Source organism: Paenibacillus piri (genome assembly GCF_004354045.1).
Classification (GTDB): Bacteria; Bacillota; Bacilli; order Paenibacillales; family NBRC-103111; genus Paenibacillus_S; species Paenibacillus_S piri.
This window is the reverse complement of record NZ_SMRT01000007.1, coordinates 115,880-135,064: the sequence shown is the minus strand read 5'-3', so window position 1 is coordinate 135,064 and position 19,185 is coordinate 115,880. Positions and strand designations below refer to the sequence as shown.

Annotated in this window: 14 protein-coding genes; 11 read left to right on the top strand and 3 right to left on the bottom strand. The window is 52.8% G+C overall.

Annotated features, from left to right (window positions below; genetic code table 11):
* The first annotated feature begins 183 nt into the window (after positions 1-183).
* Together E1757_RS16275 and E1757_RS16270 are read left to right on the top strand one after the other, a co-directional pair.
* Positions 184-1,476, top strand: coding sequence for an ATP-binding protein (locus tag E1757_RS16275; RefSeq protein WP_246079224.1), 1,293 nt, complete (start codon positions 184-186; stop codon positions 1,474-1,476).
* Positions 1,477-1,484: 8 nt separating this feature from the next.
* Positions 1,485-2,393 carry a response regulator gene (locus E1757_RS16270; protein ID WP_133229931.1) on the top strand — a complete coding sequence of 303 codons (909 nt, stop codon included), beginning with the start codon at positions 1,485-1,487 and terminating at the stop codon, positions 2,391-2,393.
* Positions 2,394-2,696: 303 nt separating this feature from the next.
* Here the strand turns inward: E1757_RS16270 and E1757_RS16265 are convergent, their stop codons facing one another.
* Positions 2,697-3,902, bottom strand: a complete 1,206-nt coding sequence (locus E1757_RS16265) for a pyridoxal phosphate-dependent aminotransferase (RefSeq protein WP_133229929.1) — start codon at positions 3,900-3,902, stop codon at positions 2,697-2,699.
* Positions 3,903-4,263: 361 nt separating this feature from the next.
* Between E1757_RS16265 and E1757_RS16260 the strand changes: the two genes are divergently transcribed.
* On the top strand, positions 4,264-5,061 hold the full coding sequence (locus E1757_RS16260) for a carbon-nitrogen family hydrolase (protein ID WP_133229927.1): 798 nt from the start codon (positions 4,264-4,266) through the stop codon (positions 5,059-5,061).
* Between the two features lie 162 nt (positions 5,062-5,223).
* On the opposite strand, the gene E1757_RS16255 is transcribed toward E1757_RS16260, so the two are convergent.
* Entirely contained in the window at positions 5,224-6,126 is a 903-nt protein-coding gene (locus E1757_RS16255) for a LysR family transcriptional regulator (protein ID WP_133229925.1), read from the bottom strand.
* A 378-nt stretch (positions 6,127-6,504) separates the two neighbouring features.
* Between E1757_RS16255 and leuC the strand changes: the two genes are divergently transcribed.
* From leuC to E1757_RS16215, 8 genes are all read left to right on the top strand, one after another.
* Positions 6,505-7,923, top strand: coding sequence for a 3-isopropylmalate dehydratase large subunit (gene leuC, locus E1757_RS16250; protein WP_133229923.1), 1,419 nt, complete (start codon positions 6,505-6,507; stop codon positions 7,921-7,923).
* A 75-nt stretch (positions 7,924-7,998) separates the two neighbouring features.
* Positions 7,999-8,604 (top strand): 3-isopropylmalate dehydratase small subunit, encoded by a 606-nt coding sequence (gene leuD, locus E1757_RS16245; RefSeq protein ID WP_133229921.1) that lies wholly within the window; start codon positions 7,999-8,001, stop codon positions 8,602-8,604.
* 541 nt (positions 8,605-9,145) lie between these two features.
* Positions 9,146-10,471, top strand: a complete 1,326-nt coding sequence (locus E1757_RS16240) for an extracellular solute-binding protein (protein ID WP_133229919.1) — start codon at positions 9,146-9,148, stop codon at positions 10,469-10,471.
* Between the two features lie 69 nt (positions 10,472-10,540).
* A complete protein-coding gene (locus E1757_RS16235; protein WP_165972150.1) occupies positions 10,541-11,443 on the top strand; it encodes a carbohydrate ABC transporter permease in 903 nt (300 codons plus the stop codon).
* On the top strand, positions 11,443-12,324 hold the full coding sequence (locus tag E1757_RS16230; protein WP_246079223.1) for a carbohydrate ABC transporter permease: 882 nt from the start codon (positions 11,443-11,445) through the stop codon (positions 12,322-12,324). Before E1757_RS16235 ends, E1757_RS16230 begins: the two co-directional genes overlap by 1 nt.
* 32 nt (positions 12,325-12,356) lie before the next feature.
* Entirely contained in the window at positions 12,357-14,144 is a 1,788-nt protein-coding gene (locus E1757_RS16225; RefSeq protein WP_133229917.1) for a cache domain-containing sensor histidine kinase, read from the top strand.
* Positions 14,122-15,696, top strand: a complete 1,575-nt coding sequence (locus E1757_RS16220) for a response regulator transcription factor (RefSeq protein ID WP_133229915.1) — start codon at positions 14,122-14,124, stop codon at positions 15,694-15,696. Before E1757_RS16225 ends, E1757_RS16220 begins: the two co-directional genes overlap by 23 nt.
* 36 nt (positions 15,697-15,732) lie before the next feature.
* A complete protein-coding gene (locus tag E1757_RS16215) occupies positions 15,733-18,240 on the top strand; it encodes a beta-mannosidase (RefSeq protein ID WP_133229913.1) in 2,508 nt (835 codons plus the stop codon).
* 90 nt (positions 18,241-18,330) lie between these two features.
* On the opposite strand, the gene E1757_RS16210 is transcribed toward E1757_RS16215, so the two are convergent.
* Positions 18,331-19,185: an AraC family transcriptional regulator gene (locus E1757_RS16210; protein WP_133229911.1), complete on the bottom strand. Its 855-nt coding sequence runs from the start codon at positions 19,183-19,185 to the stop codon at positions 18,331-18,333.

Genomic DNA, 19,185 nt, shown 5'->3' with positions numbered 1-19,185 from the left:
GAGCCCGCGAAAATCATTATTCCTGAACAAACAAGCTGACCCCATGGTAGTGCGGGGGTTGGCTTTTTCGCCAATGATCGGTCAAGTTCATATTTTTTGGAAAGTAAAGTAAAATAAAGGTGCCGGCTTATGAGACAATTGCCGGGTATGTGAGCTAAATTGCGCGCTGCAGGAGGTTAAGCGATGGGATGGATGCAGAACCGTTTCAAGAGTCAGGGCGCGCAAATCATGATTATCGCGTTGTTTGTGGCCATTGCCGGAGAATTTAAAATTACGCCTTTCAGCGGCGAACTGTTTCGCATCGGGCTTGGCAGCAGTACGTTTTTGCTGCTGTTGCTGCTGATGCGGCAATTGCCCTATATCAAGACGGGAATTGCGGTCGGTATCGCCGTGCTGCTGTTCCGCACTTTGCTCGATACGGCTTCGTCGGATCACCTGATGCTGCTGGAGAGCATGCGCAAGCACTTCTCCGCCATGCTGTATTATATTGTGTTTGCGATCGGGATGAGCCTGATCCGGGAACGGCTGCACGAGTTCCATCCGCTTCTGCTGGGAGCATGCAGCTCGGTTGTCGATTTTATGTCGAACGAAATGGAGCTGATCGCCCGCAGCACGCTATTTCATCTGCCCTATTATCAACCGGCGCAGTGGCTGCTTATTTCGGTCACGGCGGTCGTTCGCTGTTATTTCACGGTCGGTTTGTACAGCAGCATTACGGTCAACCAGATGCGCATTGTACACGCCGAGCAGCAAAAACGGATGGAGCAGATGCTCATGATCAACAGCGGGCTGTACGGAGAGGTGTTCTACCTGAAAAAGTCGATGCGCGCCATCGAGCAAATTACCGTCCAAAGCTACGACCTGTACTGCAGGTTGAACATGCTGCCGGAATATAAGGATTACAGCCGGTCCATTCTGGAAATCACCCAGCAAATTCATGAGGTCAAGAAAGATTCCCAACGCATATTGGCGGGATTGCTAAAGCTTACCGACAAGGAAACCGCTTCCGAAATGATGCTTTCCGAAATCGTCCAGTTCGTTCTGAAATCGAATCAGGAGTACAGCCGGATGCTGCATAAGGATGTCCATATGGAGCAGGAGATGCGGGTCAATTATTCGACCGCTCATTCCATACCTCTCCTGACTGTGCTCAACAATCTGGTCTCCAATGCGGTGGAAGCCATAGAGCTTGAGGGCACGATCCGCATCCAGGTGTACGGGATGTTAAGCGAGACGGTGTTTATCGTAACCGATTCGGGGACGGGCATTTCGGAGCTTGATAAAGAGATGGTGTTCGAGCCCGGATTTACAACGAAGTTCAGCCAAGAAGGCATTGCGGCGACAGGCATCGGTCTCTCCCACGTACGGGACATCGTGCAGTCCTTCAAGGGTTCCATTCAATTGAAGGGCGGCAAGCTTGCCGGCGAGACGACTTTTGTAGTCGCACTTCCGACCAATGCTTTAAAAAAGGAGTAAGATGGACGATGCTTTCATATGCAATAGTTGACGACGATGCGGTGAGCAGGCGAATGCTGCAATCGATAATCGAAAATCGCGGACTCGGCGAGGTCGTGACGACGGCCGGAAGCGGAACCGAAGGCGTCAGAGTGGTGCTTGATGCCGCTCCCGACGTTGTGCTTATCGATCTTCTGATGCCGGATCAGGACGGTATTGAAACGATCGTTCAGCTAAAGCGTGACGGTTACAAGGGCAAGTACGTCATGATCTCGCAAATCGAAAATAAAGAGATGATAGGAAGAGCGTACCAGGCGGGAATTGAATTTTACATTCATAAACCGATCAACCGGGTCGAAGTGGAGGCGGTCCTGTCCAAAGTGGGCGAGCAGTGGAAAATCGGCCGCTATCTTCAGGAAATCAAACAATCGCTTGCCAAGCTGGATGTGCTGGGAGGGGATGCGGGAAGCAGCCGCAAAAAACCGAGCGCACGCGAAATCGTCCAGCCCATATTGATGGACATGGGTATTATCGGAGACAGCGGGAGCCGGGACATCATCGAGATCATCGAGTATTTGGCGCAATATCATAAGGTGGAGGCGCTGCCGCCCTTGAAAGATTTATACGAGGTCGCCGCAGCCCGGGCGCGCGAGTCGAAGCAGGATGGCGCAGATCTCGAGAAGGAAGGGAAGGCCGTGGAGCAACGGATTCGCCGTACTGTGATGTCCGCGCTCACTCATCTGGCCAGCATCGGTCTCACGGATTACGGGAACCCGAAGTTCGAGCATTATGCTACGCTGTATTTCGATTTCCAGGACATCCGTCTGAAAATGAAGGAGATTGACGAGAACCGGATGCAAGATAATAAGGGGAAAGTAAACATAAAGAAGTTTTTGCAGGTGCTGTATTTGCAGACGATGGATAAATTGCGGGATTAAGTTTCCGCGGAGCACATTCATCACAAAAAAATAACAGGCGGGCCTATCCCGGCTTTTGACAAGGATGGCCCGCACGTATTCCATGTATCCGTCTTGCAGCGCAGAGACAGCCTGCAGTGTGCAGAACGCCCCCGATCGCATTTTCCTTTCCGGCATCCAAACCGCCCGCAAGGCTTTGAACAGATCTTCGTTTCCCGGCCGTCTCTCGAACCATGCATATGCGACACCGCGCATGGTCGGGCGCCGCGGTCGGCGGAGGAGCCGCCGACCCGCATGCCGGTTCAGCGGCTTGCAAGCGCGTCATCAGCCGAACAGGCGCAGCTTGTCGATCCGCGCCACCGCTTCCTTCAGCCTTTCTTCCGGAGCGAGCAGGCCGAGCCGGACGTAGCCTTCGCCGCTTTCGCCGAACCCGATGCCCGGCGCGACGACGATTTTCGCTTCCTCCAGCAGCAGATCTGCGAGCGAGGCCGAGGTGTGTCCCTTCGGAACAGGCAGCCAGGTGAAAAACGAGCCCTGCGACTTTTTCGCCTTCCAGCCGATTTGGTCCAGCGACGTGTACAGCGCGTTGCGGCGATTTTCATACGTGGCAAGCAGCTGCGCGACGCAGTCCTGCGGGCCGGTCAGCGCCGCCGCTGCGGCCGCCTGAATGCCGCCGAACAGGCTGCAGTAGTAATGGTCCTGAATCAGGTTGATCAGCCGTACGACCTCTGCATTGCCCAGCGCGAAGCCGACGCGCCAGCCGGCCATATTATACGTCTTGGACATGGTATAAAACTCGATGCCGACCTCTTTGGCACCCGGCTGCTGCAGGAAGCTGACCGGCTTTTGGCCGTCGAACCCGAGCGCGCCGTAGGCGAAATCGCTTGCGACGACGATGCCGTGCTTTTCGGCAAAACGGACCGTATCCTCGTAAAAGGAAGCCGGAGCCGCAGCGCCTGTCGGATTGTTCGGATAATTGACGAACATCAGCTTCGCCTTGGCCAAATCGTCGGCGGACAGCGCGCTGTAGTCGGGCAGGAAAGCGTTCGACTCGCGGAGCGGCATAAACGCCATCCGCGCCCCGGCCAGCGCTACGCCGGACCAATAGTCGGGATAACCGGGATCCGGCACGAGGCATACGTCGCCCGGGTTCAACAGGCACTGGCTGATTTCAACCAGGCCGGTCTTACCGCCGAACAAAATCGCCACTTCCGTTTCCGGGTCCAGATCGACGCCGTAATCCTCTTTATAGCGCTGGGCGATAGCCTGCTTCAAAAATAGAAATCCGTTAAACGGAGCGTAGCGGTGGTATATAGGATTTTCGGCCGCTTCCTGCAGCGTTTTGACAATATGCGGGGGCGTAGGCTGATCCGGATTGCCTTGTCCCAGATTGATCACGTCGTGCCCGGCGGAGATTTGCTCCGTCGCCCTGCGAACCAGGGTGGCGAAAAATTGGGTCGGAAGCTCCTGCATCCGTTCCGCCGGCTTGACCTGGAAAGTCGATGGGCGGGAAGTAAAGGCTGAACTCATGTATCGTCACACTCCAAAATATAATGCATTATCGTTTTATTGTTTCAAATGACTAGAAATAATGTAACACGAATCGAAAAGACTGTATAGCGGATAGGGATAATTGCTTTTCAGACGGCTCGCCGCTTGCCTGATTTGCTGAATGAAAGCTCGGAAATTGCTCCGGAGCTTCTCGCCACTGAAAATGTCGGTTCGCCTAACGTTTTCACAGCTAACGGACTCCAGGAGACTGTCGATTAAAGGTCGGGAACAGGCTTTGGAGATGACTTCGAAGCTCAAACACGTTGCGCCTAAGGATTGAAGTTGCAGGCCGCATCGTCTATGATGGAACAAAGACCGATATAAAGAAGGGTGAAAGGGCATGTCGAATAAAAAATGGAATGTGGCTTTGCTGCAGATGGATATCGCGATCGGTGAGCCTGAATCGAATTTCTCGAAGCTGGAGACGATGCTGGAGCAGGCAGTAACAGGAGGGACCAAACCCGACGTGATCGTATTTCCGGAGATGTGGAATACCGGCTACGCGTTGGAGCGCATTCATGAGCTGGCCGATGCGGACGGACAGCGGACACGCGAGCTGCTGTCGGCATTCAGCCGCAAGCACGGCGTCAACCTGATCGGCGGCTCGATTGCCGAGAAGAAGGGCGGCGACATTTACAACACGATATATGCTTTCAACCGGGAAGGCCGCGAGGCTGCGGACTATTCCAAAATTCATTTATTCCGTCTGATGGACGAGGAGAAGTATTTAAAGGAAGGTACGACCGTCGGTCAGCTGAAGGTGGATGACGTACCGGCGGGCATGATGATTTGCTACGACATCCGGTTTCCTGAGCTGTCGCGCAAGCTTGCGCTTGGCGGAGCGCAAATTTTGTTCGTACCGGCCGAATGGCCGAATCCGCGGCTGCATCATTGGCGGACGCTGCTCATGGCGCGCGCGATCGAAAATCAAATGTTCGTCGTCTCCTGCAACCGGGTCGGCATCAGCGGGACAACGGAGTTTTTCGGGCATTCGATGATTATCGACCCGTGGGGCGAGGTGCTGGCGGAAGGCGGCGAAACGGAGCAAATTGTACGTGCGGAAATCGACATGGGGCTCGTAGCCGAAGTACGCAGCCGCATTCCGATTTTTGAGGACCGCAGGCCGGGCTTGTATTAGCGGCGGAAAAGTGCCGGCGTTGGCCCAGCCGTGCCCGGCATCGAACATAGCAGAAAGGCAGCCCTGCAAAGGAGCTGCCCTTCTGCTATACGTGAGGCGGCGGCCGATTCGGCAATTCGCCGCCGGTATCACCGTGAACGCGCCGGTGCCGTTCACTTCAAGTCAACCGCCTTCCACGACTTCGCGGAAGGTAGTCATAAACGCTTCTACCGCTTTGGACAAATACCGTCCTTTGCGGTAGGCGATGACAAGCGTGCGCGTCGGCCGGCCCGACAGCGGCAAGTAGCGGGGCGCAAGCCGGCTCCAGCCGCCGCGCGATACCATATGCGGCACGAAGGCGATGCCCATGCCGGCGGCGACGAGCGACTGCACCGTTTCGATGTTGCTGCTCTCGAACACGATGCCCGGTGTAAAGCCGGCTTTTTGGCACAGCTTCAGCGTAATTTGCCGGAACCCCTGTCCCTTTTTTAATGCGATAAACGGCTCATCCTTCAGCTCGCTCAAATCGACCGGAACCGGAGACTTCTCGGCGGTCTGGGCCAACCGGTGAAGCGGAGGGACGGCCAACAAAATTTCTTCTTCTATTAATGGTACGTACGTTAACGACTCTTCCTGAAGCGGCAGCGACAGCAGCGAAATGTCGATTTGGCCGCTGGCCGTCATATGCTCGAGATTCGCGGTCGTTTCTTCCATCAGCATGATTTCGATTTCCGGATAGCTTGCCTGGAATACTGGCAGGACGAGCGGCAGCACATGCGCGCCTGTTATCGGCAAACTGCCGACGACCAGCTTCCCTTTGCGCATTTGCGATATATCTTCCATCTCGCGCTTCAGCTGCTCGACCATATCGAGAATCGCTTGCGCTTTTTCCATGAACAGCTGCCCGGCATGCGTGACTTCAACCGAATTGGTCGTCCGTTGAAACAGCAGTACACCGATTTCCTTCTCCAGCTTCGAGAGCTGCTGGCTGAGTGAAGGCTGGGCGATATGCAGCTTCTCGGCGGCGCGGGAAAAGTTTTTTTCAAGCGCGATTTGCAGCGCGTACTGCAGTTGTCTCAGCTCCATGGGCGGACGGTCAACTCCTTTGCAGGCTGATGCGGCGCAGCGGATAAAAGCAATTTTATAGCTGCAGCCTATCAAGCTTGTTTATATTATATACGGAAAACGTATGGCTTACAGCTTGGGATATTTTTTAAGCTGCCAGTTATAAGCATGAATACTTGTTTTGCATAATTTTGATAATCGCGCTCGGACCTTTATGGACGGAAAACTTTTAACATCCTCGTTGGCGGCGGTTATTCGATCTGGACAGGCCAAATGGTTTTAATTATAGAAAAAAACTATCAATCTTATAGATATTATATCTTGGTTCAATGAATAAAGAAATGCTAGTATAATAGCAGAGATGAACTGATTCGCATTCATGATAATGAGGTGAAACTGATGGCAAAAACAATGTTCGAAAAAATTTGGGACAATCACGTGATTCATCAGGAAGCGGGCAAGCCGAGCATCATTTACATCGATCTGCACCTGGTTCACGAAGTAACGTCCCCGCAGGCGTTTGAAGGTCTTCGCTTGAGCGGCCGCAAGGTGCGCCGCCCGGAGCTGACTTATGCGACAATGGACCACAACGTGCCTACGAAGGACCGTTACAACATTACGGACCCTATTTCCAAGCAGCAGATCGACACTCTTTCGCAAAACTGCAAAGATTTCGGCGTCAAGCTGTTTGACCTCGACAACATCGATCAAGGCGTTGTTCACGTTATGGGACCTGAAATCGGTTTGACCCATCCGGGCAAAACGATCGTGTGCGGCGACAGCCATACGTCAACGCACGGCGCGTTCGGCGCATTGGCATTCGGTATCGGCACGAGCGAGGTTGAGCATGTATTGGCGACCCAATGCTTGCAGCAGTCCAAAGCCAAAACATTGGAAGTGCGCATCAACGGCAAGCTGAACCCTGGCGTAACCGCAAAGGACTTGATCCTCGGCGTTATTGCCCAATACGGCACCGATTTTGCAACCGGCTATGTCATTGAATATACGGGCGAAGCGATCCGCAACCTGTCCATGGAAGAGCGGATGACCGTTTGCAACATGTCGATTGAAGGCGGAGCAAGAGCGGGTCTGATCGCGCCGGACGAGAAAACGTTCGAATATTTGCGCGGCCGCGAATATGTGCCTCAAGGCGCAGCATTCGATCAAGCGGTAGCGGAATGGAAGAAGCTGACGACGGATGCCGGCGCGCAGTATGACCGTGTGGTTGAATTCGACGCAGACAGCTTGATCCCGCAAGTAACCTGGGGAACAAGCCCTGGTATGGGCGCGAACGTGACGTCGCTTGTTCCTGATCCGCAAAGCTTTGCAACCGAGAATGAAAGAAAAGCCGCTGAAAAAGCGATCGAATACATGGGCTTGACTCCTGGCACGCCTATGACGGAAGTTAAAATTGATTATGTCTTTATCGGTTCCTGTACGAACGGACGTATCGAGGATCTTCGCGCCGCGGCGGCAGTCGCTCAAGGCCATCAAGTATCCCCGAACGTAACGGCGATTGTCGTTCCGGGCTCCGGCCGCGTCAAAATTCAAGCGGAAAAAGAAGGCCTGGATCAAATTTTCATCGAAGCGGGCTTTGAATGGCGCGATGCCGGCTGCAGCATGTGTCTGGCGATGAATCCGGACGTATTGAAGCCGGGACAACGCTGCGCATCGACCTCCAACCGGAACTTCGAAGGCCGCCAAGGACGCGACGGACGTACTCACCTCGTATCCCCGGCTATGGCTGCAGCTGCTGCCATCGAAGGACATTTCGTTGATGTGCGCGACTGGAACTTCAAAGTAAAGCAGCAAGCGTAATCTAAATTACTTTACGTGCGGCTAGCGCTCCGGCATACCGGGGTGGGCTGTCACTTATGTGAGGAGACGAACGACATGGAAGCTTTTAAAAAGCATACCGGCCTTGTAGGACCGGTAGACCGCGTAAACGTAGATACCGATGCGATTATTCCGAAGCAATTTCTGAAACGGATCGAGCGTACCGGCTTTGGCCAGTTTTTGTTCTTTGAATGGCGCTTCGATAACCAGGGCAACGTCATTCCCGAGTTTTCGCTGAACCAGCCGCGCTATCAAGGCGCTTCCGTTCTGATTTCCCGTGCGAACTTCGGCTGCGGCTCTTCCCGCGAGCATGCGCCATGGGCGATTCAGGATTACGGCTTCAAAGTTGTTATCGCACCTTCTTATGCGGATATTTTCTACAACAACTGCTTCAAGAACGGCATTTTGCCGATCAAGCTGAGCGAGGAGCAGGTAGAGCAATTGTTCCAGCGTACGGCGAAGCAGGAAGGCTACAAGCTGACGGTCGATTTGGAAAACAACAAAATCACCGACGATCAAGGCTTGAGCATCGACTTTGAGCTGGATGAGCATCGCCGCCAGTTCCTTCTGCAAGGGTTGGACGATATCGGCTTGACGCTGCAGCACAACGATGCGATCGCGGCTTACGAAGAAGCTCATAAAGCGCGTTTGGCTTATAACTAAAATAAATTACATTGCTGTCCGAGTATTATACTCGGGCAGTTTTTTTAACTGCTTCTGCAATGAAGAAGAATGGAGCCGAAGTAGTCTGGGACTTCGATAGGATGGATGATGGAGACTCGGAAGTGCCCAAGCAATTCGCATGTGAAGCTTGCGGCGGAGCCATATACCCGGAATACGACAAAGGTGCGCATGGTTATGATTACCGGATCGAAGACCGGTTAGTAAAAAAAGAGGTAGCAGAAGACACAAGAGTAGAACAGTAAGAGGGTATGGATGTGGAGGTGGAAAGTTTACGGGCCGTCTTTGAAGTCGTGTTCCCCCTGCCTGGTCTAATCGAAGGAACACGACTTCAACAACGGCTGTAACCCCGCATCTATCCCTCCCAACGCTCAAACGTATATCCTACACCAAGGACGCCGCAAGGCGTTTTATTATGCCCCCATCCGATATTTTTCTACCCTGCTCCTTATGAAATTCCCCTTACTGAAAAGAATGGATACTTATAGAATGGGGATAGAAACGAAAGGGGAGAGTAATCAGTATGAAAAAAATAACGAAAGCAAGTTTAGCGATGGTAGCTGCTGCGACTATGCTTGCGGGCTGCGGAAGCGGCCAACAGGCCGATGATAAAGGAACGGCCGCAGGCGGCTCGAAAGATAAAGTGAAGCTTTCCGTATGGCATAACTGGACAGGCCAGGATGCGAAAGCGATTGCGATGAGAAAAATTTTGGACGACTTCCAGGCTGCCCATCCGGAAGTGACGCTTGAAGTCGAGGGTCTTCCGACGGACGGCTTGAAAACCCGGCTGCGCACCGTAGCCGCAGCCGATGAAATGCCGGACATGTTCGTCATGTGGCCGGACGCGATGACGAAGGAATTCGTAAACGGCAAGCTGCTTCAGCCGGTCGATGAATTTTTGAACAGCAAGCCGGAGTGGAAAAACAACTTTATTCCGAACGCGTTGGACGGCTTCACCGTGGACGGTAAAACATATTCCGTGCCAATGAATTTGGCGCCGACCTCGTTCATTTATTACAATCAGGCGATTTTCGATAAATACAACGTGAAAGTGCCGAAAACATGGGACGAGCTGAAAACGGCGATCGATACGTTCAACAAAAACAATGTTATCCCGGTTGCCCTCGGCAACAAAGCGAACTGGGTTGCGCAATCCACTATCTTCAGTACGATTGGCGATCGTGTTACCGGCACCGATTGGTTCTTGAAGGCTGCGGCGCAGGACGGGGCCAAATTCACGGATCCCGAGTTCGTCAAAGCGTTGACCGTGCTTCAGGATTTGGGCAAATCGAAAGCGTTCCAGGACGGCTTCAACAGCATTGACGAAAACCAGATGATACAGCTTTACACGCAAGGCAAAGCGGCCATGATTATCGATGGCGGCTGGGCGATGGCGAACCTGGTGAAAACCGCGCCTGAACAAATTCTCGGTACGACGCATATTTCCATACTGCCCCCGGTTGACGGAGGTAAAGGCGAGCCGCAAACGACTGCGGGTGTCGTAGGTACGGGAATGGGAATCAGCAAAAAAGTAGCCGGCGCGCAAAAAGATGCGGCGATGGAGCTGCTCTACGCATTGTCCGGTCCCGAAGGACAAAAAGCGACGCTCGACAGCAGCACATTGGTCAGCTATAAAATCGATATTGATAAGTCCAAAGCCCATCCGCTGTTCATTGAGCTGAACGAGCTGATGAAGAATGTGAAAATTACACCGGTATATGATTCCAAGCTGAGCTCGGCTGCAGTCGAAGTAGTCAACAACGGGCTGCAAGAGCTTCTGATGGGCGGCAACCCTGAAGCGATTGCCAAAAAAATTCAAGACGCACAGGCGGGTGCAATCGGTAAATAAACCGGGTCATCCCGATCCAGCCAGCCCTCCCTCCAAGGAGGGCTGATTAGTTGAAAAGGAAGTGAGATTATGATAAATACATTGAATGTGCGCCGGTTCGTTATCTTTGGCCTGCTTCCGGCTGTGGTGATCTATACCTTGTTCGTATTCGTGCCCGTCATCTGGTCCGCCTACTACGGTTTTTTTGATTGGAAGGGAATCGGCGAAGCGAAATTTATAGGCTTGAAAAACTATTTGGAGGTCATAAACGACCCGGTATTTTGGAGAGCATTGAAAAACAACGTTATTTTTGTCTTGGCTTCTGTGCTTGGACAAGTTCCGTTGGCCTTGGTGCTTGCTATCGTGCTGTATAAAAGCAATTGGCTCCAGCGGTTTTTGCGCTCCGCGATTTTTATGCCGATGGTGCTGTCCTCGGTCATTATCGGGATGATCTGGCAGTACATTTACCATCCGCAAATCGGTATTTTAAACTTTTTATTGGATGCTCTAGGTTTGGGAAGCTGGAAGCTGCAGTGGCTGTCGGACGATAAGATCGCGATCTTTTCGCTGATTCCTCCGCTCTTGTGGAGCTTTGTCGGCTTATATCTGATTATATTTATTTCGGCGCTTCAAAACATTCCGGGGGAAATTCACGATGCGGCATTGATCGACGGCGCCAGCGGCGCGAGAAAGCTCGTTTCGATTACATTGCCGATGATCTGGAGCACGGTGCAGGTTGCGATCATTTTATGTATATCGGGCAGTCTGAAATCATTTGACCTGGTGTACGTCATGACCAAGGGCGGTCCGGCACATTCGACCGAGCTGTTGGCAACGTATATGTACAACTCCACCTTTTCATCGTACCGTTACGGATACGGAAGCGCGATTTCGACGTCCATTATTTTGATCAGCCTGCTCTTTATCGGTACCAGCCAATGGCTGACAAGCCGCAAATCGAAACAGGAAGCAAAAGGAGGAGGGCACGCCTAATGAGCAGCGTAATGGTACAGAAAACATCGGTGTCCCCGTCTAAATCCGGGAGCGGAGCGGCAAAGAAATGGAAAAGCGCGATTTTTTGGACGCTGCTGACGGTTTACGGTCTGCTCACGTTATATCCGTTGTTCTGGCTTGTGGTCAGCGCATTTAAAACGAATCTCGAGTTTATGAACAGTCCGTTCGGTCTTCCGGAGGTTTGGCAGCTGGATAACTTTGTCCGGGCCTGGAAATCTTCGAAAATGGGAATTGCTTTCTCAAATTCCGTTATCGTGTCCATCGTATCTCTTGTTTTTACATTATTTATTTCGGCGTTGGCATCGTTTGTCATTGCGCGTTTGAGATTCAGGTTCAAGGGCTGGGTGCTGGGCTTCTTCGTTGTCGGAATGCTTATTCCCATTCATAGTACGCTGGTGCCGTTGTTTATTTTGATGAAGCAAATGTCCATACTGAATACGTACTGGGCATTGATTCTCCCTTATACGGCCTTTGCTTTGCCTACGGCGATTTTCGTGCTGACCGCCTATTTAACGTCGGTGCCGAAGGAGATTGAGGAGGCGGCGTTTATTGACGGGACCGGGCTTTGGGGCGTATTTTGGCGCATCATGCTTCCGATTTCGCTGCCTGCGCTGTCAACGGTCACCATATTGAGCTTTTTGCATTCATGGAATGATTTTTCGTTTGCCTTGGTGTTTATTAGCAAGTCGACCTTAAAAACGCTCCCGCTTGCCATCGCGACATTTGCGGACGGCTATCAGACGGATTACGGCTTGACATTGGCCGCTATGACGATTGCGGTTATTCCTACGATAGTCGTATATTTGGCTTTCCAGGAACAGGTAATGAAAGGGATGACCGCGGGAGCGGTGAAAGGGTAAAAAGACTTGCAAGCAATGGAGGATGGTTTTCGATGTGGCGATGGATGGGACTTTCCCTTGGACGGAAGCTGTCTTTCATCATGCTTGTAACTACGCTGATCCCCTTGGTATTCCTCGGGGGTTTTGCGTATAGGATCTCATCCAATCTGACGGAAGCGAAGATGGAGCAAGGGGGCATCGATACGCTGCGGCAAATGGATGCCAACCTCCGCTTTATCCTTCAGGACGTCGAAAATTTGTCGATCACATTGATCGGACATGGCGATATCCAACAGTACGTAAGCCGCGCGGATTCAAATGTGGCCGATCAGACACGGATCATAGCTCTTATGGCCAATTTGGTCAGCTCCAAGGACTATATTTCGAACGTTACGATTTACCCGGCGAATGACAATCCGGTATTATCGACGGCAACGATTTACAGCTCGAATCTGGACAACCTCGTCCGTATTCGCGATGTGAAGGCGAAGCTGTGGACCGAATTGTACACGGTGGATGCGTATAACGGGATGGCGAATGTGCTCTCTTTTATTCGTCCGCTTCGCAGCGTCAACAATTACCAAACGATGGGCTGGCTTTCCATCTCGGTGAATGAGCGTGCGATTTCCCGTTATTGGTCCCAGCCGAAGCTGGGAGACGGCCGGGGCGAGGTAGCCTTGCTGAACGAAAAGGGCAATGTCGTGTCGGCAACCGACAGCAAATGGCTCGGCCAATCGTTTGAAGCGTTGTATCCCGGCGCGTTGGCAAATATGACACGGAACGAATTCGGGACGACAACATACGGGACGAAAAGCGACGATAAAAAATCGATGCTATATTATAACGAACCGCTCGTCGGCTGGTCGCTCGTCGGGGTTATTCCATTCGAGCTGTACAGCGCGCAAAACCGGTATATTTTACAGCTCACAGCCATTGCTGTCCTGGTCTCGATCCTTGCGACAGTAGGGATTGTGTTTTTCGTCGTTTACCGGGTGACGAACCCGCTGCGCGCGCTGGCGCGGCTGTTGTCCAAGGTCGACCCGGAAAAGCCGCTGCCGCATTACTCGACCGGAACCTCCGACGAAATAGGGAAGCTGGCGGAAAGCTATAATATGCTCGGCTCGCATATCGAGAAGCTGAAGCAGCAGGTCATCCGCAACGAGGTCAGGAAGAAGGAGGCCGACATGCGGGCGCTGCAGGCGCAGATCAACCCCCATTTTTTGTACAACACGCTTTCTTCGATTCATTGGATCGCTTTGTTGACGGAAGAGAAGCGGATTGCCGATATGGTCGGGGCGTTAAGCGATTTTTTGCGGTTCAGCCTGAATAAAGGGAAAGAATTTTGCCCCGTACATCAGGAGCTGGCACATATTAAAAACTATGCTCAGGTCCAGTCGATCCGTTTTCCCGATAAATTCGACGTGGACATTGTCGTCGACCCGGAGCTGCACGATAAATTAATGTTGAAGCTGCTGCTCCAGCCGTTGGTGGAAAATGCGATGATTCACGGTGTTCAGAAAAAAGACGGCAAAGGTATGATTGCCGTGTACGTGGAGCCCAAAGGCGATCGGATGAGCTTCCTGGTGCTGGATGACGGCATTGGAATGTCGGAGGAACAGCTTGCCGCGATCAGAAACAGCTTGCAGGAGCGTGAGGACGAGCAGAGTTTCCCGGATACCGCCAGCTATGGATTAAGAAATGTCAATGAACGTCTAAAGCTGCACTATGGGCCCGACGCAGGCCTGGTGATTGATAGCAAGCCGCACGCCGGAACGCGTGTTTCCTTTACGATCCCGATGCTGGAAGGAGGAGGAAGCCATGAAAATCATGATCGTCGATGATGAAGTGATCATACGTACCGGTCTCGCCAAAGTGATCCGGTGGGAGGAACTGGGCCTCGAGCTGCTGGAGCCTGCCGAATCCGCTGAAAAAGCTTTGGAGCGGCTTGCGGCGGAGCGGCCGAACATTTTATTGACCGACATTCGGATGACCGGCAAAACGGGGCTCCAGCTTGCCGATGAAGCCAAACTGCTTATCCCCGAGCTGGAAGTGATCATATTGTCCGGCTACGACGACTTCTCTTACGCTCAACAGGCGATCCGCCAGGAGGTTAGCGATTATTTGCTTAAAACGAGCCGGCCGGAGGATATCGTCAAGGCGGTATTGAAGGCGAAACAGCGGGTGGAGGAGAAATGGGCGGCACGCAGCCAGGATCATTTCAGGCAGAAGGAAGCGGTCAACCGGATTTTTGAACGATGGGTGATCAACGGTGATACCGAAGCGGTCGATCCGGAGCTGCTCCCCGACTACTTTTCCAGGCTTCTATGGGATGGCGATAAGGATCATTACTTTCAAATTGTAATCGTAACGGCAGAAGGTTGGGACGATTCACCCGTTTCAGGGTCATTGCTCCATTTTGCGGTGGAAAATATGCTGCATGATCTGCTGAGCTGCGAGACGCTGCTGGAGAAAAGAAGAATCGTCGTGGCGCTGTCGTCAAGCCGCGGCGCGGAGGAGACCGTAAGCCAGCTGCGGTCGGTTTTCCAAAAAATCGAACGTTTACTGACTTGCAGCCTGTTCGCCGCTCTGGGCAAGCGCGTCAAGAACAAGGAGGAGCTGCACGACTCGTACGTGTCCGCGGATGCGGCTTTCGGGTATAAAGCGTTGATTTCGGACAGTCTGTGCGATTACGCGGACATCGTACAGCGCAAAGGCGGCAAAACGGTTTGCACGCATGAAGAAGAGCTGGAGCTGTCGTCGATTTTGCTGGAGGATGACCCGGTAGCGCTGAAAAGCTGGGTCGCCCGTCTCATTCAGGAGCAGTTGGATGATCCGCAGATGACCCGGGAATCGCTGGAAGCTTTGATTCATTCAGCCGCCGTAGCCGCACGCCGATGGTTGAACAGAGTGCTCGCGGCGACCGGACGGGGCCAGACCGTTGAGGAAAGCATCGAAACCGGACATTTGCAGCTCCATCCGATCGTTCTGCCGAAGGACGCATTGTTTCAAAGGCTGTACGCGATCATGAAGCTGTATCATAACCGGCTGGCCGAGAGCCGGGCGACGCATGCGCAAAAGGCGATGGCTTATATCGAAGAGCATCTCGGGCACGATGTCGGTCTCCAGCAGGTAGCCAAGCACGTTCATTTGCACCCGAACCATTTAAGCGAAGTATTCAAAAAGGAAACAGGCTTGAATTTCGGCGATTACGTGACGAGGCAAAAAATAAGGCGTGCGATGGAAATTTTGAAGGTATCTCCGGCGAAGGTCAGCGAGGTTGCTTCGAGCGTCGGTTACGAGGATGTCAAATATTTCAGCCAGCTGTTTAAAAAGTATACCGGAAAAACACCGAGCGAATATCGGGAGGATGCCGCTCAGGGTGCAGGACAATGATGAAATTTTAAATTTTGGGCGGGGAGCGGAAGCAGGATGGAACTGAAAAGCTTATGGAGAATCCAACATTTTGACGCAGGTCAGGTTAGGCCGCAGGAGCTGGCGTTTCCGGGATTGGACGACCGGTTCTGGATTACGGCGAAGGTGCCGGGGGATGTGCATTCCGCGTTAATCGAGAGGAACATTATCGAAAACCCGTATTTCGGGCATAACGATGCCAAATGCCGCTGGATCGAGCAAAAGGAGTGGTGGTACAGAACCTCGTTTGACTACGCGATACCGGAAGGCGGCGACGAGCGGCATGAGCTTGTTTTCGAAGGGCTCGATACGTTTGCCACCGTATATTTGAACGGGTTGGAGATCGGGAGTACGGATAATGCGTTAATGGCCCATTCTTTCGATGTGACCAAAGTGATTCGCCACGGGTGGAACAGCATTGCGGTCAAGTTCGATCCTCTCTATCTTCACAATAAAAATAAAGAGCAGTTTCAATGGTCTTCTTATACGAAGGAGCGGCCATGGCTCCGTAAAGCGGCGATGAACTTCGGCTGGGATTGGGGCCCGCGGATGGTGACGGTCGGCATCTGGGGCAAGGTTCGCGTCGAACGTTATCGATCGGCCAAGCTGGACAGCGTGTACGGCCGCACATTGACGGTTGGCTCCGACGAAGCTGCGGTCCGCGTGGAATTGGATGTCGTCTCTTACCGAAAAGGGCTCGCGAAACAATGCATCGTCAGGCTTCTCGACCGTGAAGGTCAAATTGCAGCGGAAGCCCGCCGGTCTGTCGACGGCAAAAACGCAGCAGTCGATCTGTCGGTAGCGTCGCCGAAGCTTTGGTGGACGCATGATTTGGGCGAGCCGTATTTGTACGAGCTTCAGGTCGAGCTGCTTGCGGATGGCAAGCAGGTGGACAGCTATGCGAAGCCGTTCGGCATCCGGACGATCGAGCTGCAGTTGAAGGATGCGGACGGGAACCATGCGTTTGCGTTTATATTAAACGGCGTCAAGCTGTTCGCCAAAGGCTCCAACTGGATTCCGGCGGATAACTTCATCGGCGCGATTACGGATGAGCGGTATAAAGATTTGATCGATTTATCCGTTGAGGCGAATATGAACATGCTTCGTATTTGGGCGGGCGGCATTTACGAAACGGACGTGTTTTATGATGAATGCGACCGCCGCGGCGTGCTGGTGTGGCAGGATTTCGCTTTTGCCAATGCGCTGTTTCCGGATTTTAACAAAAATTTTATGGACAACGTGCGCAAAGAAGTGGAGTACAACGTCAAACGGCTGCGCAATCACGCTTCGCTTGCGCTTTGGTGCGGCAACAACGAGATCGACTGGCTGTATGATATGAAATCTTCCGAGGGAAGCATCACAACGCCTTTTTATGGCGAAGCCATCTATCACGAGCTGATTCCCGGGGTGCTTGATGAGCTGGACGTAAGCCGTCCTTATTGGCCTTCCTCGCCGTTTGGCGGCAACGATGCCAATGATCCCGATATCGGCGACCGCCATAACTGGCAAGTATGGCATGGCTCCGTTTATCCGCGCAAATTCGGGGACAAGCCGATACTGGACTACAGCATTCAAGGCGTGACGTTCAAAAATTATAAAAAAGATTTCACGCTGTTCAGCTCCGAATTCGGCATGCATGCTTCCGCTAACCGGTATACGCTGGAAAAAAACATTCCGGACGGTCAGTTTTATTGGGGAAGCGTCGAAATGGCATACCGCAACAAAGATACGAATCATCAAAAAGGGATTTTGCTGATGGAAGGCTTTACCGGCATCCCGAACAATATCGAGGAATACATGAACTTTTCCATGCTGACGCAGGCCGAGGGCTTGAAATACGGAATCGAGCATTACCGCCGCAACAAGAAGCGGACGAGCGGCTCGCTTGTCTGGCAGCATAACGACAGCTGGCCGGGTACGAGCTGGTCGTTGATCGACTATGAGCTGCTGCCGAAGGCGTCGTACTATTATGCGAAAAAGTTTTATCATCCGCTGCTGCTGACAATCGATCATGAGCCGGGGCAGCCGCTGCAAGTATGGGTGGTGAATGATCGCACGGAAAGCTATGAGGGCGAGGTGAGCCTGTCCGTCTGCGACTTTGCCGGAAACGAGCTGTACCGCCGTACGTTCTCCGCGCCGGTTCCGGCGGGCGGAGCCATTCAATTGGGCAGCCTGCCGGAGGCGGACGTGCTGAACGGCCGGGCGCCGGAGGAGGTTTTCGTGAAGCTGACGGCGCAAGGCTTCGCAGCGCCGGATAACAGCTATTACCTGCGCGATCCCAAAGATTTGCGGATGCCGGCGGCTTCGCTCAAGGCCGAAGCGGACGAGAGCGCCCAAACCGTGACGATTACGGCAGAGGGCAGCCATGCCCGGCTTGTCAAAATCGATTTGCCGCAGGGCAATATCCGGTTCAGCGATAATTTCTTCGATCTGCAGCCGGGCGAGTCGGCCGTCGTGCACATCCGCGATCCGCGGGGAATTCCGGTATCGCTTGACGGTTTGAAAGTTTCGGCGATGAATATATAATAGGCGTGGATGAAAAAACCAGCTCCCTTGCATATAAGGCGAGCTGGTTTTTTGAGATTCAACCCGCAAAAAGCCCGCATCGATTCAACCTCAGACAAGCGAGTTGTCGACATGCTCCATGTCAATGTACGGCTGCCGCCGCACCCCGCCTTCCTGCCGCAGCCGGTACTGCTTGGGCGAAATGCCGTATTTGTCGCGGAACACGCGATGAAAATACGAATAGCTGGCGAAGCCGGACGTTTCGGCTATTTGCTCCAGGCTCATCCCGGTATAATTCATCCGCTCGATCGCAGTGGACAGCCGAATTTCCATCGCATATTGAATGATCGTCTTGCCGAAGCACTCCTTGAACAAATGAACCGAGCGGGAGACGCTTAATCCGACATGCCCGGCGACGTCCTCAACCTTGAGAGACAGGAAGGCGTGCTCCTCGATAAAGCTTTTCATCCGCGAAGCGAGAAACGAGCTGCCATGCAGAGTACGCGTCTCGGAAATGGCGCGGTCGATGTGCAGACAGAGGGCGCGGAGCAAATAATCCGACAGCTCTTTGTTCTCTTCTTCGAACCTCCGCTTTTCCAAAATAATTTGCCGCCACAAAGTTAGCAGTCGTTCATATGCGGCAATTCGGACCTTTTGCGGCTTTTTCCCTTTTTTCCACCAGGCGTCCAACCAATTCCCCATGCAAAAGATGTAATAATCGCCGCTCGAAACGAGCGTTTGGTTCAGCTTGTTCGTATGCGCGTCGACACGAAGCTCGTAAGGGTCTCCCGGCTGAATCAGCAGCAGGTCGCCCTGCTCGATGGTATGCGTAACGCCTCTGACCAGCACCTGCGAGCTTCCTTCGGTTTGCAGACGAAATAAATAGGAGGGAACGCCCTCTTTATGGATGTTTTGAAACGGCTGTGAATGATACGAGTAGCCGCAAGTTAAAATGGCGGACGACAT

What these genes read in the sequence shown, in the direction of transcription:
- leuD (WP_133229921.1), top strand. Translation starts at nt 7,999, where the DNA reads ATGGAAGCTTTTAAAAAGCATACCGGCCTTGTAGGACCGGTAGACCGC.
- E1757_RS16215 (WP_133229913.1), top strand. Translation starts at nt 15,733, where the DNA reads ATGGAACTGAAAAGCTTATGGAGAATCCAACATTTTGACGCAGGTCAG.
- E1757_RS16270 (WP_133229931.1), top strand. Translation starts at nt 1,485, where the DNA reads ATGCTTTCATATGCAATAGTTGACGACGATGCGGTGAGCAGGCGAATG.
- E1757_RS16220 (WP_133229915.1), top strand. Translation starts at nt 14,122, where the DNA reads ATGAAAATCATGATCGTCGATGATGAAGTGATCATACGTACCGGTCTC.
- E1757_RS16240 (WP_133229919.1), top strand. Translation starts at nt 9,146, where the DNA reads ATGAAAAAAATAACGAAAGCAAGTTTAGCGATGGTAGCTGCTGCGACT.
- leuC (WP_133229923.1), top strand. Translation starts at nt 6,505, where the DNA reads ATGGCAAAAACAATGTTCGAAAAAATTTGGGACAATCACGTGATTCAT.
- E1757_RS16265 (WP_133229929.1), bottom strand. Translation starts at nt 3,902, where the DNA reads ATGAGTTCAGCCTTTACTTCCCGCCCATCGACTTTCCAGGTCAAGCCG.
- E1757_RS16275 (WP_246079224.1), top strand. Translation starts at nt 184, where the DNA reads ATGGGATGGATGCAGAACCGTTTCAAGAGTCAGGGCGCGCAAATCATG.
- E1757_RS16210 (WP_133229911.1), bottom strand. Translation starts at nt 19,185, where the DNA reads ATGTCGTCCGCCATTTTAACTTGCGGCTACTCGTATCATTCACAGCCG.
- E1757_RS16230 (WP_246079223.1), top strand. Translation starts at nt 11,443, where the DNA reads ATGAGCAGCGTAATGGTACAGAAAACATCGGTGTCCCCGTCTAAATCC.
- E1757_RS16225 (WP_133229917.1), top strand. Translation starts at nt 12,357, where the DNA reads ATGTGGCGATGGATGGGACTTTCCCTTGGACGGAAGCTGTCTTTCATC.
- E1757_RS16235 (WP_165972150.1), top strand. Translation starts at nt 10,541, where the DNA reads ATGATAAATACATTGAATGTGCGCCGGTTCGTTATCTTTGGCCTGCTT.
- E1757_RS16260 (WP_133229927.1), top strand. Translation starts at nt 4,264, where the DNA reads ATGTCGAATAAAAAATGGAATGTGGCTTTGCTGCAGATGGATATCGCG.
- E1757_RS16255 (WP_133229925.1), bottom strand. Translation starts at nt 6,126, where the DNA reads ATGGAGCTGAGACAACTGCAGTACGCGCTGCAAATCGCGCTTGAAAAA.